The sequence below is a fragment of the Vibrio rumoiensis genome (assembly GCF_002218045.2).
Lineage (GTDB): Bacteria > Pseudomonadota > Gammaproteobacteria > Enterobacterales > Vibrionaceae > Vibrio > Vibrio rumoiensis.
On record NZ_AP018685.1, the window covers coordinates 1313606 to 1329887 of the forward strand.

The window sequence follows — 16282 nt, forward strand, 5'->3', positions numbered from 1 at the left end:
TGAATATCATGACAAGGATGGCACATAATGCGGTTAAGAAGACGTTAGTTGCTGTAATTGCAACCAGTGCGCTTCTAGCTTCTAGTGCATTTGCAGCCGATAAAGTTTATCGATTAAAACTTGCGGAAACATGGGGGCCTAATTTCCCTGTGTTTGGTGATGCAACGAAAAATATGGCAAAAATGGCAGAAGAAATGTCTAACGGCCGCTTACAAATTAGAATTGATTCCGCGAATAAACATAAAGCCCCATTAGGCGTGTTTGATATGGTGAAATCAGGGCAGTATGACATGGGTCATTCAGGTTCGTATTATTGGAAAGGCAAAGTACCCAACACTTTATATTTCACTTCGATGCCTTTTGGTATGTTGCCGGCAGAACAATACGCATGGTTTTATTATGGCGGCGGTATGGAGTTAATGAATAAGGTATACAACCCTCATAATTTAATGTCATTTCCGGGCGGTAATACTGAATTTCAAATGGGCGGTTGGTTTCAAAAAGAAATTAACTCAGTTGATGATCTTAAAGGCTTAAAAATGCGCATTCCAGGCTTCGCTGGAGAGATTATGGCCGAACTTGGTGCTAAGCCAACGAATATCGCCCCTGGTGAGCTATATACCGCATTAGAGCGTCGTACGATTGATGCATTAGAATGGGTAGGTCCATCTTTAGACTTACGTATGGGATTCCATAAAATCGCGCCGTATTATTACACTGGTTGGCATGAGCCTGGATCGGAATTACAGTTTTTAGTCAATAAAGGGGTATGGGATAAACTCCCCGCTGATCTGCAAGAGATCCTCCGAATTTCGATGAAAACGGCGGCTTACGATATGTATATCCAAGCTGTGCATGAAAGCGGTCAGAATTGGTCATTAATTAAAACCGATTACCCAAATGTAAAAGTGAAAAACTTCCCACCTGAAGTCATGGATGCATTACGAGCAGCGAATGATAAATTGCTGGCAGAGCATGCTGAGCAAGATCCACTGGCGAAAGAAATCCAAAAATCTCAGGCTGATTATAAGAAAAAAGTTCGTGCTTGGACGGATATATCTACAAAAGCCTACTTAGATAACGAAGCGGAGTAACCCGATAATGTTCGGCTTATCGTCGAGATGATGATAAGCCGAATGATTTTCTGACAAGGATAAGTCGTATGAAGTTATTAATTTCTGCAGAAAGGGTCATTAACCGAATAGGAGATGCTTTAGGTTGGTTTACTAGTGTGCTGTTTATATTGCTGATGATGAACGTGATATATGACGTAGCAATGCGCTATGCCTTTAATGATGTGTCAATTGGCATGCAAGAAATGGAATGGCACCTATTTTCTATTATTTTCTTGCTGGGCGTGCCTTATGCTATCCGTACGAACGGCCACGTTCGCGTCGATATTATTTATGAAAAACTCACCGTAAGAACTCAAGCCGTTATTGATGTGCTCGGTGGGATCTTTTTCTTATTGCCTTTCTGTTTACTCGTGGCATGGTTTGGGATTGATTATGCCAAAGAATCTTACGCATTAGGCGAAACTTCGGGTGATCCCGGTGGGTTACCTTATCGTTGGATTATCAAATCTACAATTTCTCTTTCATTCTTCTTCATGGCGATTAATGGCCTCGGTATGATTTTAAATGCCATCAATCGCATAATTAATCCAATGCATCCTCAGTTAGGAAAAGAAACGGAAAATCTGAGTGGCCAAGGAGGCTTATCATGATTGGTATCGTAATGTTCATAGTGGCGTTGTTTGCGTTACTGATTGGTTTTCCGGTGGCATTTACCTTTGGTGGCATTGCTCTGATCTTTGGATTATGGGCGGAAGGACCCGAGATGTTTGCCTTTATGCCATATCGCATTCAATCGATCATGCAAAATACGGTATTAATGGCCGTTCCTTTGTTTGTTTTTATGGGGTTAGTGTTACAGAAAACTAAATTGGCAGAGCAGCTTTTAGAATCAATGGCTAAATTATTTGGCGGTGTTCGTGGTGGTATTGCCATATCGACGGTATTGGTTGGGGTTTTGCTTGCTGCATCAACTGGCGTTGTCGGTGCTTCAGTTGTTGCGATGGGGTTGATTTCATTACCTGTAATGATGAAATACAACTATAACAAAGGGTTAGCTTGCGGCACGATTTGTGCGTCAGGCACACTCGGTCAAATCATTCCACCTTCAATTGTGTTAATTCTATTGGGCGACGTACTCGGGGTTCCGGTAGGAGATTTGTTTCATGCTGCGATCTGGCCGGGATTAGCATTGGTTGTTGCCTATGTGGTTTATATCCTAATTTATGCCAAGTTAAATCCTGAGCAAGCGCAATGTATGGCTCGTGACGAAAAGATATCTCGTAAGCAAGAGGTTAAAAAAGCGTTGATAGCGGTTATCCCACCATTGGCGTTAATCGTTGTCGTTCTTGGGTCTATTTTTGCTGGCATTGCGACACCAACAGAGTCAGCTGCTTTAGGGGGCGCGGGATCATTAGTATTAGCGTTACTGTATCGTCAGTTCAGTTGGAACATGTTGTACGAAAGCGCAAAAGAAACCGTTAAAGTGACCGCAATGGTGTTTGCGATCTTATTAGGGGCAACCGCATTTTCTATGGCGTTTGTGTATACCGGTGGCGATTATCTGGTCGAAGAGTGGATGACCTCTTTGCCTGGCGAGAAGTGGGGCTTCTTAATTGTCACAATGTTGGTGATATTAGTGCTTGGTTTCTTTATCGATTTTATTGAAATCTGTTTCATCATTGTGCCTATTTTAGTCCCCGTTGCGGAACTACTCGGCATTAACATGATGTGGTTTGGGATCTTGATTGCGATGAACTTACAAACCTCATTTTTAACGCCACCTTTTGGTTTCAGTCTGTTTTACTTAAAAGGCGTTGCGCCTAATGGTATTACAACGGGTGATATCTACCGGGGGGTGATGCCGTTTATATTGATTCAAATTGCGGTATTAATTTCATTACTTTTGCTTCCTGAATTTTATGGCATGAGTGCTTTTTATGAATAGTAAACTTGGCTAGTTTTTATCATTAAATACAGTCAATAAATTAGACCCCGCGGATTGTTTTGTGAGCAATCGCGGGGTTTCTTTTCATCAATATTTTAGTTAGTAAGTTTATTGCTAGTATCAAAAGAAGCATCAAATATTAAATAGGCAAAGGAATGCCATTAAAAGCGAAATTATTTTTACTCACCCTCATTCCGCTGTTATGTGTGACGGCGAGTGTCAGCTGGATTTTTGTTCATCAAACAAAAGTATTAGGCCAAAAAGAAATTGATACTTTCCGTGCGGAATTATTGGAATCTCGAGAAAATGCACTAGAAGATAATTTGCAACTCGCCATGGCCGCCATTAGCCATGTTTATAACAAGGCAAGCGCTGACGATCAGCAAGCAAAAGAGCAAGTAAAACAAATATTGACCAATTTGCGTTACGGCGAAGATGGCTACTTTTTCGTATACGATCAACATGGTGTCAATTTAGTTCATCCTACCCAGCCGGAATTAATCGGTAAAAACTTAATTGAATTGCAAGATAATAATGGAAATTATCTGATCCAAGCTCTGCTATTTGAAGCGCAAACGGGAGGTGGCTTTCATCAATATTTATGGCAGCAACCCAGTTCCGGGAAGATGGAAGAAAAGCTAAGTTATGCGGCTTGGCTAGAGAAATGGCAATGGATGGTCGGAACCGGACTCTATATTGATGATATTGAAAAACAAATGGCTCAGCTAACCGAAAGTATTAATCAGAACATAGAAACGACTTTTTTTTCGGTTGTCGCGCTATTATCCGTCACGATTTTAGTCATTATTGTTTTGACGTTAGCCATTAATCTTCATGAGCATAAATTAGCGGATAAAAGCTTACGTGATTTAGTAAACAAAACCGTTCTATTTCAAGAAGATGAAAAGAAGCATCTAGCCAGAGAATTACATGATGGTATCAATCAATTGCTAGTTTCGAGTAAATGCCATTTAGAAATCTTATCCCATAAAGTGCTACAAAACCCCGGGGTTAGCAGTGATGTTCTTAATCTTATTTCTAAATCGGATGCCTCGTTACAAACCGCCATTTTAGAAGTACGTAGAATCTCGCATAATCTAAGACCGAGTGCATTGGATGACATAGGATTGGAAGCGGCGTTGAATACTTTGCTCGATGACTTTTCAGATCATGCCCAATTACCTGTTCGCCGCGATATTCAGTTAAGTAATGGCCAGATAAATAGTGAAATCAGCACGACGATTTACCGTATTGTTCAAGAGTCCTTAACGAATGTTGAAAAGCATGCTTTTGCAAGCGAGGTCGAAGTACGAATACAACAATTTAAAAACTTCATTCAATGTATTGTTCGTGATAATGGTGTGGGGTGCCAGTTATCAGAGGTGATAAGGAAAAAAGGCATAGGTTTAAGAAATATGCGAGAACGTGTTGAGTTTCTAGGTGGCGATTTTGAGTTTAATAGTGAAAGAGGGGGAGGAACCGAAATTACGGCCTTGATTGAGATAAAAAAATGAAGAATGTTGAAAGGATTAGCATCATTTGGGCAGGGAATGTATATGAGTATTATTAAAGTCATGATTGTGGATGATCATCAAGTTGTCTTGGATGGGTTCGTGGCTCGATTAGAGTTGGAGCATGATATTGACGTTGTAGCGACGGCTAGTAATGGTATGGAAGCCATTCAAACACTTAAACAGTTCCAACCTGAAGTGGTTTTGATGGATGTCAGTATGCCAATCATGAATGGATTAGAAGCGGCAGAACAAATTAAGCAATTATATCCAAATATAAAAGTCTTGATGCTTACCATGCATGATAACCGAGAATATATTATGAAAGTGATGCAATCGGGCGCGATGGGATACATGCTAAAAGACATTTCTTCCGATAAATTAATTCAAGCGATCAAAACGGTCTATCAAGGTTCTACTTATTTTTGCGAGTCCGTTACTCATACTTTATTTATGCCCGCAGTGGTTACTGCCGAGAAAACCGTAAATCCACTAAGTCGCCGGGAAGAAACTATTCTTACATTTGTGGCGAAAGGAGAAAGCAGTAAGAAAATTGCTAAGATATTGAATATCAGTGATCGAACGGTGGAAACACATAGACAAAACATTAAGCACAAACTAGATTTATATTCGATAGCTGAGCTAACAAAATATGCGGTAGATCACGGTTTGTTATAAAGAGAGTTAATGCCAATGTTTAGTGTGCTAATGAAAAAAGAATTGTCATTATCACGCTAAAATAATGATATAACTTGTTAGATTTTTGCTGTATATGCGCAATAAATGAGCGGTTGAACAGTGAATTATTGAGTTTTAGTGGATATTTTTTCTACTAAGGTTAGGATCTAACCTTATCAATTTTGTGTGCTTAGGGTTTTATTGTTTAGAGGGCAAACTATTTTGCCGTGCGCTAAGCACAATATTGTCACAGATGGACGAGGTTTTATGACGAAGGGTATAGATAAATACAGTATAGATAGTACCGACTATACGATTGGACAAGATAATGTTCAAAAGTGGGGATTCGATGTCCATAACGCCGTATTCACCACCAGTGCTGGATTAACCATTCTTTTTATTATTGCTATTTTAGTAACGGATCCGGTCACGGCAAAATCGGCATTAGACGGTATTAAAAACTCAATCATTAACAATTTTGACTCGTTATTTATTATGGCGGGTAACTTTTTTGTTCTTTTCTGCTTAGGCATGATTGTTTCACCTTTTGGTAAGATTCGCTTAGGTGGTGATGATGCAAAAGCAGAACACTCATATCTTTCATGGCTAGCAATGCTGTTTGCTGCCGGTATGGGTATTGGTTTGATGTTCTGGAGTGTTGCAGAGCCGGCGGCTTACTTTACAGATTGGTATGGTACTCCGTTAAATGTTGCAGCGAATACACCTGAAGCACAACGTATGGCATTGGGCGCGACCATGTACCACTGGGGTTTGCACCCATGGGCAATTTACGCTGTTGTGGCATTGTCATTAGCATTTTTTACTTACAATAAAGGTTTACCGCTTTCTATCCGTTCGGTTTTTTATCCTATCTTAGGCGATCGAGCATGGGGCTGGGCGGGTCATATTATCGATATCTTAGCAGTACTTGCCACCTTGTTCGGCTTAGCCACTTCCTTGGGCTTTGGTGCTCAGCAGGCGGCGAGTGGTATTAGTCATATTTTTGGTATTGAATCTGGTGTAGGTTTACAGCTGATCGTTATTGCCGTGGTAACGGTGTTAGCGGGGATTTCGGTTTATCGTGGTATTGATGGCGGTGTAAAGCTTGTCAGTAACATCAATATGATTGCAGCCTTTATTCTGCTTGTGTTTGTTGGTGGTGTGAGCTTTTCTATTGTTTCTCATACTATCCCTGAAACATTGATGAGTTATGTTGAAAATATCATCCCACTATCAAACCCATTCAATCGTCCTGATGAAGAATGGATGCATGGTTGGACGGTATTTTACTGGGCTTGGTGGATGTCTTGGTCACCATTCGTTGGAATGTTCATTGCCCGCGTTTCTCGTGGTCGTACTGTGCGTGAATTTTTGATCGCCGTACTATTGATTCCAACCATCATTACGGTTGTTTGGATGGGAACTTTCGGTGGTATTGGTATCGATCAATTGATCAACAAAGTCGGTATGCTAGGTCAACAAGGCTTTAATGATGCCACTATGGCGATGTTTGAAATGTTTGATGCTCTACCATTTAGTCAGATCATTTCAATGATTGCTGTATGTCTAGTGTTGGTTTTCTTTATCAGTTCATCGGATTCAGGTTCGTTGGTAATTGATAGCATTACCGCTGGCGGTAAAGTTGATGCGCCGGTGCCACAACGTATGTTCTGGGCATTTATCGAAGGTGCAGTTGCCATGGCGTTATTGTGGGTCGGTGGCTCAAATGCGATTGGCGCACTTCAGGCTGCGGCAATCTCAACGGCATTACCATTTGTATTTGTTCTCATCGTAATGTGTATTAGCCTAGTGCTAGGCATGCGAACAGAGCCGAAACCAGTGAAGAAATAAAGATCTGGTCAAATGAGATATTAAAAAGGTTGGCAATATGCCAACCTTTTTTATTGGTTCTTTTGTTCTAACAACAAGTAGTCATTATACCCACAAGGCTTTAATTGGTGTCTCAGGGCTGTAGTGATGGTAAATCTGTGCCTGAAGCAGTTCAGCAGTCGCAATCGCGTCAACGAGCGCATGGTGAGGTTGATAGGCTGGCAAGTTATATCGGCTACGACTTGCTCCTAATCGTACTGATGCTGGTTTCTTACCCCGTAATTTATTCCACCAACCACTCACCGCTTTCTTTTGTACTTCTGATTCAATCGCTAAAGTATCCACCATGGGGAAGAGAATCCCTTCATTGATCCTTTCCATTAGGGCACGATGAAAGAATTGGCGTTCAATATACTGATAATGAACCACCACGATCTTTCCTGCTAAAGCTTCCAACACCTCATCTAAAATTCGTCTTAAATCTGGTGCATCAGAGAGATCACTGTGAGTAATACCATGAATGATGACCGAATCTTCATTTAGTGGCTTACGTGGTTTTACTAACCAATGTTTACTTTTATTACAGTAGATCCTTTGCAGTGTGAACGGGATTAGCCCAATACTGATGATGCCATCTTTATCGATATCTAAACCTGTAGTTTCAAAATCTAAGGCGACAAATTCCACTTTAGATAGTGGTGTTTCAGGGTCAATCACACCATTTTGGTAAAAATTTCGTAATCGTGAATCTTTGACTGAATTCACTTGACGTTCAAAATATTGCTGCCAGCTTAATTTGGGATCCAAATAGGCCAGTTTATTGTCGGTTTTCTTTTTCATATCCGCTCCTAATTAGCGTTTTCGGCGGATAGGTTCCGTTTTTTTCGCCGGTGGCGGGGCATTCTTAAATGAATTTCCATGATAGCGATATTTTAAGAAATTCTGAGCATTACTTAATATTTGGAATGCATCTTTCAGATTACGTCTTTCAAAATCAGACATATTGTCCGGTTCAATATTGTTATCAGGCTCAATTTCATTTTCAACATCCAATGCTTGGTGACGGATACGTACCATAGAGATATATTCCATTGCATCTTGGATATCTTCTGCGCGGCCTTTAGGCAGAATACCAGCTTCGATGATGTCATCTAAGCGTTCAAATGAATTCTGAGCCCGTGAACCAACGGCAAGGGCATGGACACGAATAAGATCCGCAAGTGGAGCGGTGCCACGACGCTTTAAGTTAATGGAATTGTTATGACGACCATCTTTCTCCATAACAAAGCCTTTGAAGAAGCCAAGTGGTGGGGTTCGGTTAATCGCATTACGTGCAAGACAGGCTAAGAATTTATTATTCCGACGTGCTCGACGAACAATAAAACCATTCAAGCTTTCGGCCCACTTAACGCGTCCATAAACGCCATCTAAATCAAAGAAAATAGAGCTATTTAATAATGCCTTAGGGTTTGGATTATCAATCCAGTCGGCAAAACATTCTTCCCATTCTGTACGCGTCATACGCCACATTGGGTTGGTTGCCATGATGTCACCGGTACATAAGTGATAACCGCATCGAGCAAGTCCCTGACATACGAATTCAGCTAACTTGGCAAAGTATTCACCATGAAGCGCTTCATCATAGCTGTTATCTAAAATGATCGCGTTATCTTGGTCAGTGACAATTAGCTGCTCGTCTCTAGCCATCGAACCTAGAGCAAGGAAGCAATATGGAACGGGTGGTTCGCCATATTCTTCTTCCGCTAATTCTAGAATTCTTTGTTTAAAGCTGCGGCCAATCACCGCCATCGCACTCCCCACCATATGGGAATTGGCATCCTCATGTACTAAGCGAACAAAACAATCTTTCACTTGTTCAGAGATGGAAACTAAATCATCAATGTTTTGTTGTTGGTAAATTTGATTGACTAACAGCAAGCTATTTTGTGATTCGTAACGAATAATATCCGCCACTTCGATAATACCAATTGGCTGTTTATTTTTTAGGATTGGAAGATGATGGACATTACATCGTAACATTGACAACATCGCTTCATAAATATAAGCATTATGATCTAACGAAATGAGTTCATGAGACATCACTTCACTGACTTCTGATGTTGGGTCTAAGCCCTCCGCGAGTACGCGGGTACATAAATCACGGTCGGTTATGATACCAATCACTTGGTTGTCATTTTCTTCATCGATATTGATGGTGTCATCTGTGATCAATAGTGCCGATATATTCTCATCTGCCATTAATTTTGCAGCAGATTGAATCGTTTGATGTTTATCTAAACTGAATGCTTCTCGAGTCAATAAAGTTTTTACTTTCGAGGTGGTTAAGTCATTGGCATTTTTATTATCTGAGATGGCTTGTCGTAAACGAGCGTTATTTTCGATTTCGACAAAATCTGCGAACGTATCTTCAGTCTCATAAAGTTCATTGAATACTTCTACGGGAATACAATAAAGCAAGGAATCCGCTGTCGCAGTGGCCGGCAAACGGACTTTACCATTCATCAATAGCCCCATTTGTCCAAAGATATCGCCTTCATCTAAACGGTTATAAAGCTCACCTTTTCGGCGATATATTTCAACCATGCCAGAGCGAACGATATACAAATCTTTTATATGATCGCCAAATTTGATAATGGGCGTGTTTTCTCGGTAATAGGCAATCTCAGTATTATTTGCCACGTAGGATAACTTTTCTTCTGGCAAAGAATCAAAAGGAGGGTATTGGGCGAGAAAGTTTTGAATTTCTTGTAATTCGGCTTCCATAAGAACCACGACTGCATTATGAATTTGTTGTAACTATAGGCAATTACGCCTACGAACTAAAGCATTAATCACGTTATCTTTTTTAGTGAACTAGAATTAATCAATAGAAGCTAAATTTGTATAAATTGACGAATAAGTTCCGTCGGTTTTTTTAGTGTGTCATGCTAACCTCTACGCCATGTGTGATATTTTTCTAACCAATTTAAAATGGTTTGTGGAGCGTGCGCTTTTTTCCATTCACCCGCTGCATATTTGTTTCCTTCCGCCCAAGTAGGGTAAGCATGAATAGTGCCGAGTATTTTATTCAGCCCAAGTCCGTGTTTCATTGCCAAGACAAATTCAGAGATTAAATCTCCTGCTTGTTGGCCAACAATAGTAACACCTAAAATGGTATCTTTTCCTTTTGGGGTGATGACCTTGATAAAGCCTTTGGTACTGCTTTCGGTGATGGCTCGGTCTAATTCTTCAAATTCAAAACGAGTGACTTCGTAATCAATGCCTTGCTGTTGAGCTTCAGTTTCATTCAAACCAACACGAGCAACTTCGGGATCAATAAACGTTGTCCAAGGGATCACACGGTAGTCGACTTTGAATTTTTTAAGATTACCAAATAGGGCATTAACGGCGGCATACCAAGCCTGATGAGCGGCAACGTGGGTAAATTGGTAAGGGCCAACAATATCACCAGCCGCGAAAATGTTTGGGTATAAGGTTTCTAAATAATCGTTGGTTTGTACGGTACGGTTGGTTTCAATTCCAAGCTCCTCTAAACCATAACCTTCAAGGCGAGCTGAGCGACCTACCGCGCAAAGCAGTTGATCAAATTCGATTTCAATTTCGGCGCCTTGATGCTCTACCACGATGATCTTTTGATGATCACGTTTTTCACATCGTAATGCTTTGTGAGCGGTGAGAATCTCGACACCACTTTGAGCTAACTCTTTATGGGCCAGTTCCGATACTTCTAAATCTTCGCGCAGCATGATTCTATCGGCCATTTCAATTTGAATAACCTTAGATCCTAGGCGTGCAAAACTTTGCGATAACTCACAACCGATAGGGCCACCGCCTAACACTACCAGCCTCTTTGGCGGAGTATCGAGTTCAACAAAGGTTTCCCATAAGGTATCGCTCGTGACATAGCCCACGTCTTCTAAGCCTGGTAATGGTGGTACGAATGGTCGAGCACCCGTGGCGATCACAATATTTCGAGTGGTCAGTTTTTCTACCGAGCCATCGTGCAAAGTCATTTCGACTGTCCATGGGTCGATGATTTTGGCGTAGCCTTGTTTCACTTCAACGCCCAAGCTTGTATAGCGTTCAATGCTGTCATGAGGTTCTACTTGAGCGATGACATCATGGACTCGTTGCATCACTTTCTTAAATGAAAAGGTGGGTGCATGATTATCTAAACCGTAATTTTCCGCATGTCTGAACTGTTCGGCAACTTTTGCACTTTTGATGATTGCTTTACTCGGTACACAACCGTAATTTAAACAATCACCGCCCATTTTATGGCTTTCTATCAATGTGACTTTTGCTCGTACTGTGGCAGCAATATAGCTACTCACTAATCCTGCAGCACCACCACCAATCACAATCATATTACGATCAAATTTTTGGGGTTTATTCCATTTCGCATAAACTCGTTTTTTTTGAATCGTAGTAATGATGTTTTTGGCAATCAATGGAAATAAGCCAAGCAAAGCAAATGAGATCAATAAGTTGAAAGAGAGAATGCCTTTTAAACTCTCAATTTTTGCGAGTTGCGTTCCTGCGTTGACGTAAACAATCGTACCAGCCAACATTCCGATTTGGCTAACGAGATAAAATGTCAGCGTTTTGATTTTGGTTAGTCCCATTAATAAATTAATTAAGAAAAAAGGGAAAATAGGAACTAGACGTAAAGTGAATAGATAAAAAGCGCCATCACGTTCGATCCCTTCGTTAATAGGTTTTAAGCGCGATGAAAACTTTTTCTCAATGGTGTCACGTAATAAATAGCGAGAGACTAGGAAGGCAAGGGTTGCTCCAATGCTTGAAGCGAAAGAAACGATGATAAGTCCAGATGTTAATCCAAATAAACCGCCTGCAGCCAGGGTCATAATAGCGGCGCCAGGAAGTGATAGCGCGGTAACCAGTACGTAAATAACAAAAAAGCTCGCCGCCACCAAAACAGGGGAACGTTGTTGCCAGTCGCGAAAATCATCGATGCGAGCTTTTAACCCATCTAAGGTCAAAATATGCTGTAAATCGAAAGTAAAAAATAAACTGATGAGAATAATTGCACTCGCGAGTAATAAGAGTTTTTTTAGCATATTTATTTCCATATTGTGCTGTTATGTTTCGATAGTAGTATATCGATAGGAATAAACTAAGAGACAGGGTTTAGATTTAAAAAATTTCACATTAATAATTTTATTAATGTGGATTCGCGTTAAAAAAGAGGGGGATAGTTGGTTGCTTGAGATTTGGTTATAGATGTAAAAAAGGCCAGCAGACACTGACCTTTAAAATGTATATTGAGTCTGGGGTTATAAAACCGCCGCTATACCTTTACATAATGGGCCCATGTTTGATTTTGTCATACCCGCTACGCTAATACGGCCAGAACCAACAATGTAAATGGCGAATTCATCTTTAAGGCGTGCTACTTGTTCTTTGCTTAAACCAGAGAAAGAGAACATGCCGTTTTGGGCTTCGATAAAGCTGAAGTCTTGAGTCACGCCTTCTTCTTTTAACGTCTCAACAAAAAGGGTGCGCATCTCTTGAATGCGGTCACGCATTTCAGCCACTTCTGCTTCCCATTCAGTACGTAATGCTTCATCGTTTAAGATGAGTGTCACTACTGCCGCACCGTGAGCGGGTGGGTTTGAATAGATAGAGCGGATGATCTTCTTAACTTGAGAAAATGCGGTTGTTGCGGTTTCTGTCGTTGCGGCTACTAGCGTGAACGCACCAACACGTTCATTGTATAAGCCGAAGTTTTTAGAGAATGAACTTGCGACTAAAATTTCATCACAGTATTGCGCGAAAGTACGTAAACCCGCAGCATCGTCTTCAACACCTTTAGCAAACCCTTGGTAAGCAAAGTCAAATAGTGGAAGTAGGCCTTTATCAGCACATAGTTTAGCCAGTTGTTCCCATTCAGCAGCGGTAGGATCAATGCCGGTTGGGTTGTGGCAGCAACCGTGTAGCAATACCACATCACCTGCTTGAGCATCGGCTAGGCTAGCGAGCATGGCATTAAAATCTTTATCGTGAGTTTCTGCGTTATAGTAGTTGTATTGAGCAGTTTCTACACCTGCTGCAGTAAACACTCCTACGTGGTTTGCCCAAGTTGGATTGCTGATCCAAATTTTTCCTGCATTTAATTCACGTTTGATAAATTCGCCCGCTACGCGAAGTGCACCAGTACCACCCGGAGCTTGAGCTGTTTTTGCTAGCTTATCTGTCACAATTTTTGAATCAGCACCAAAAAGAAGCTTTTGCACTGCAACGCCATATTCGGCAGTACCTTCAATGGTTAGGTAAGACTTAGTCTTTTCTGATTCAAGTAATGCGGCTTCCGCTTTTTTAACCGTGGCTAGTACTGGCGTTTGACCTTCTTCATTCTTGTAGATACCTACACCTAAATTGATTTTGGTTGCTCGAGAATCACTCTTAAATTCTTCAGTTAAACCAAGAATCGGGTCGGCAGGTGCAGCAGGTACTTTTTCAAACATAATTTCGTCCATGTAAATGAGTAAATAATTCGATTATTTATACCGTTATACGCTATAGGTTACAACCGTAAATCATACTTGGTAGCATGTTTGATTCATATCATTCAATCATGAGTAAACAGGCGTACACTTGTCAGTCATTTTTAAAGGGGATGATTATGTTTACCAAATTACCGAAGTGGGTTGAGTATGGGGCTTTTACATTGTCCTTAATAGCCGGTTTTGTTAATGCGATTGGCTTACTTGGTTTTGAGCATCAAGCCATTTCTCATCTATCGGGCAGCGTTACCCAAATTGGCGTGAGTGTCATTGAGAGCCCAATGACTTCGGTCTTTTTAGTTTCTTTGGTAGGCAGTTTCGTCCTTGGGTCAACCATATCTGGAATGTTAATTTCTGGTGAGTCGTTAAAGCTAGGAAGACATTATGACCTTGTTTTGTTGTTAGAGGGCATTCTACTCGTCATTTCAACAGGATTACTCTATGAACACATTGGTTGGGGGTTATGCTTAGCATCGATGGCCTGTGGTTTACAAAATGCACTAGTAACCACGTACAGCGGAGCGGTTATTAGGACGACACATTTAACCGGTATTTTTACCGATCTTGGGTTGATGTTGAGTAGTAAACTACAAGGGAATGAAGTGAATAAAAGGAAGTTCGTTATGTTTAGTGTGATTATCGGTGGATTTCTCAGTGGTGGTATTTTCGGTTATTTGGCGTTCCAACGTCTGAATGTATCCGCACTCGCCATTCCCGGGGCATTCTGTTTGATCCTATCTTGTGTGTATAGAATCTATCGACAAAAGAATAAAAATTAACTGTTTTTCAGCGGTTGGTAACACTTTTTACGTTCATTTATAACAACGCCATGACACTGCAACATGTTCCGTTTAAGCTTCTAATATTCAAGGATGAATGGGAACAATGGAAAATGACACCACGTGCAAAATCTTATTTAAATCACTACCTTTTTTCATTAAATGAAAGTTTACGTCGACGCTATACCTCATTTAGTGCTGATTTTTTTTGTGCGACAGAGCAAGATGCCAATACTTGTGCTCAGCTTGTTGTTCAAGGAGAGAAAACGGCAACATGTAGCCTGAAGTATTGGTATGATCAAGCGAATGAACCAATGCCCGAAGTTGGTCACTTACAAGTGGTTCTTAATTGGAAAGGGGAACCACAATGCATTATCGAAACCTTAGAAGTCTTCGAAATTCCATTTAATCAAATGACTGAGCAATTTGCTTTTGAAGAAGGCGAAGGCGATAAAACACTTGAGCATTGGCAAACGACACATCAAGATTTTTTTGAGAAAGAATGCGAGCAAGAAGGCGTTATCTTTGATAAAAATATGGTGTTGGTTTGTGAACGCTTTAAGAAAGTTTACCCTTAATCTCTGGTGCTTAAGGGTAAGATCCTACTCTCCAATAACCAATGGATCTGATTAGCGAGTGAATTTTAAAATGTGGCCTTTAAATTCGCCGTCAATATAGTCGGTATGCATTGGTTTTTCATTAGTATAACTAAAACCAAATTCAATCATTTTAATGCTTAACTTATTTTTCCGACCTCGGCCAGGGTCGACTAAAATGACTTCACAATGCGGGTTAGCGTGTGCATCAATAAAGCTTGCCAGTAAATTAATATGATTATCTTCGTACAGCAAATCGCTCCCAATAATCATATCGAATAGGCCGAGGTTATCCGTTAAGTCTGCCCAATCGGTGCGTTCAAAATCAATGAGACTATCGCCATTTAATTCGGTGTTACGATCAAGAAAAGTTTGTACTTCTGGGTGGTAATCGGTGGCGGTAATGTCCGCGGATTGAGCATTAAGCACTAGGCTAGATAAGCCAATGCCGCAACCAATTTCTAAAATACGCTTTTTACCTGTTTCACAATCAAACATATAGTGCGCAAGTACTAAGCTAGAAGGCCACAACACACCAAAAATAGGCCAAGAAGCGTAAGCGCATCATAAACCCCGCATTCTAATCGTCTAGCCCGAATAATAAGATCAAACCTCCAACCCAAAGCAGCAAAGGAGATTTGAAATGGCCAAACGACGCACTAACCAAGAATGGCGAACCCTGTTCGAACGCTATGAATCCAGCCAACTATCACAACGATTATTCTGTGAACGTAACGGCCTCAGCCTTTCCACTTTTTATGCTAAGCACCAACAGTTAAAGCACATCGAAAAACCGAACACGGTTGGCTTTGTTAAAGCAGAAGTCGTTGAAAAGACCACAAAGTATCAAGCCACTCACCTTGCCGTTGCCAATATGACCCTGCTCGTCAATGATGTTGAACTGAGCATCCCACAAGGCACGCCAGCGACCTATCTTGCAGAACTTATCGGTGCGCTGTCATGAAACGTATGCTCAGTGCTCCCGAAATCTATCTCTATCGCGAAAGCGTCGATTTTAGAAAGTCCATCAACGGCCTCGCTGCGATTATCGAAAATGACACCGACTTGCCCTTGGGCAGCGGCGCACTATTCCTGTTCACCAACAAACAGCGCGATAAAGTCAAAGTGTTGTACTGGGATAAAACAGGCTTTGCTCTTTGGTACAAGCGCCTTGAAAAAGCCAAATATAAATGGCCTTCCAAAGAGAAAAATGACGTGTTTACCCTGACTCATTTCGAGCTTGATAGGCTGCTTTCAGGCTTCACGATTATCGGCCATAAACCCGTTAAAATAGAAGATTTTACAATGACTTAATCGAT

The 16282-nt window shown here is 40.9% G+C and carries 15 protein-coding genes; 10 read left to right on the plus strand and 5 right to left on the minus strand.

The features are described 5' to 3' along the window. Nucleotides 1-17 precede the first annotated feature (17 nt). The 6 genes from VRUMOI_RS06085 to VRUMOI_RS06110 all read left to right on the plus strand — a co-directional run bounded on the left by VRUMOI_RS06085 (nt 18) and on the right by VRUMOI_RS06110 (nt 7061). Nucleotides 18-1094 carry a TRAP transporter substrate-binding protein gene (locus tag VRUMOI_RS06085; RefSeq protein ID WP_408646267.1) on the plus strand — a complete coding sequence of 359 codons (1077 nt, stop codon included), beginning with the start codon at nt 18-20 and terminating at the stop codon, nt 1092-1094. A 68-nt stretch (nt 1095-1162) separates the two neighbouring features. Next, the gene (locus VRUMOI_RS06090) at nt 1163-1726 is read left to right on the plus strand and encodes a TRAP transporter small permease subunit (RefSeq protein WP_089138743.1); all 564 of its coding nucleotides are present in this window, start codon (nt 1163-1165) and stop codon (nt 1724-1726) included. Further along, a complete protein-coding gene (locus VRUMOI_RS06095; RefSeq protein ID WP_089138744.1) occupies nt 1723-3021 on the plus strand; it encodes a TRAP transporter large permease in 1299 nt (432 codons plus the stop codon). Before VRUMOI_RS06090 ends, VRUMOI_RS06095 begins: the two co-directional genes overlap by 4 nt. 155 nt (nt 3022-3176) lie before the next feature. Then, nucleotides 3177-4535, plus strand: coding sequence for a cache domain-containing protein (locus VRUMOI_RS06100; protein WP_089138745.1), 1359 nt, complete (start codon nt 3177-3179; stop codon nt 4533-4535). 42 nt (nt 4536-4577) lie between these two features. Then, nucleotides 4578-5210: a response regulator transcription factor gene (locus VRUMOI_RS06105; RefSeq protein WP_089138746.1), complete on the plus strand. Its 633-nt coding sequence runs from the start codon at nt 4578-4580 to the stop codon at nt 5208-5210. A gap of 267 nt (nt 5211-5477) precedes the next feature. After that, entirely contained in the window at nt 5478-7061 is a 1584-nt protein-coding gene (locus VRUMOI_RS06110) for a BCCT family transporter (RefSeq protein WP_089138747.1), read from the plus strand. Nucleotides 7062-7145: 84 nt separating this feature from the next. On the opposite strand, the gene VRUMOI_RS06115 is transcribed toward VRUMOI_RS06110, so the two are convergent. The 4 genes from VRUMOI_RS06115 to VRUMOI_RS06130 form a co-directional block, all read right to left on the minus strand. Next, the gene (locus VRUMOI_RS06115; protein WP_089138748.1) at nt 7146-7880 is read right to left on the minus strand and encodes a 3'-5' exonuclease; all 735 of its coding nucleotides are present in this window, start codon (nt 7878-7880) and stop codon (nt 7146-7148) included. Between the two features lie 12 nt (nt 7881-7892). Beyond that, nucleotides 7893-9824 (minus strand): DUF294 nucleotidyltransferase-like domain-containing protein, encoded by a 1932-nt coding sequence (locus VRUMOI_RS06120; protein WP_089138749.1) that lies wholly within the window; start codon nt 9822-9824, stop codon nt 7893-7895. 164 nt (nt 9825-9988) lie between these two features. Further along, entirely contained in the window at nt 9989-12142 is a 2154-nt protein-coding gene (locus tag VRUMOI_RS06125; RefSeq protein WP_089138750.1) for an FAD-dependent oxidoreductase, read from the minus strand. A 216-nt stretch (nt 12143-12358) separates the two neighbouring features. Next, nucleotides 12359-13549, minus strand: coding sequence for an amino acid aminotransferase (locus VRUMOI_RS06130; RefSeq protein WP_089138751.1), 1191 nt, complete (start codon nt 13547-13549; stop codon nt 12359-12361). Nucleotides 13550-13707: 158 nt separating this feature from the next. Here VRUMOI_RS06130 and VRUMOI_RS06135 point away from each other — a divergent pair, with 158 nt between their 5' ends. Both VRUMOI_RS06135 and VRUMOI_RS06140 read left to right on the plus strand, forming a co-directional pair. Next, nucleotides 13708-14367, plus strand: coding sequence for a YoaK family protein (locus tag VRUMOI_RS06135; RefSeq protein ID WP_089138752.1), 660 nt, complete (start codon nt 13708-13710; stop codon nt 14365-14367). A 113-nt stretch (nt 14368-14480) separates the two neighbouring features. Further along, nucleotides 14481-14945, plus strand: a complete 465-nt coding sequence (locus VRUMOI_RS06140; protein WP_089138753.1) for an ASCH domain-containing protein — start codon at nt 14481-14483, stop codon at nt 14943-14945. Between the two features lie 51 nt (nt 14946-14996). Here the strand turns inward: VRUMOI_RS06140 and VRUMOI_RS06145 are convergent, their stop codons facing one another. Then, complete coding sequence (locus tag VRUMOI_RS06145) at nt 14997-15497, minus strand: class I SAM-dependent methyltransferase (RefSeq protein WP_269459978.1); 501 nt, start codon at nt 15495-15497, stop codon at nt 14997-14999. Between the two features lie 109 nt (nt 15498-15606). On the opposite strand from VRUMOI_RS06145, the gene tnpA reads away from it, so the two are divergent. Together tnpA and tnpB are read left to right on the plus strand one after the other, a co-directional pair. Continuing rightward, nucleotides 15607-15927, plus strand: coding sequence for an IS66 family insertion sequence element accessory protein TnpA (gene tnpA, locus VRUMOI_RS06150; protein WP_110410644.1), 321 nt, complete (start codon nt 15607-15609; stop codon nt 15925-15927). Continuing rightward, complete coding sequence (gene tnpB / locus VRUMOI_RS06155) at nt 15924-16277, plus strand: IS66 family insertion sequence element accessory protein TnpB (protein WP_025794881.1); 354 nt, start codon at nt 15924-15926, stop codon at nt 16275-16277. The genes tnpA and tnpB overlap by 4 nt, the downstream gene beginning before the upstream one ends. Nucleotides 16278-16282: the final 5 nt, after the last annotated feature.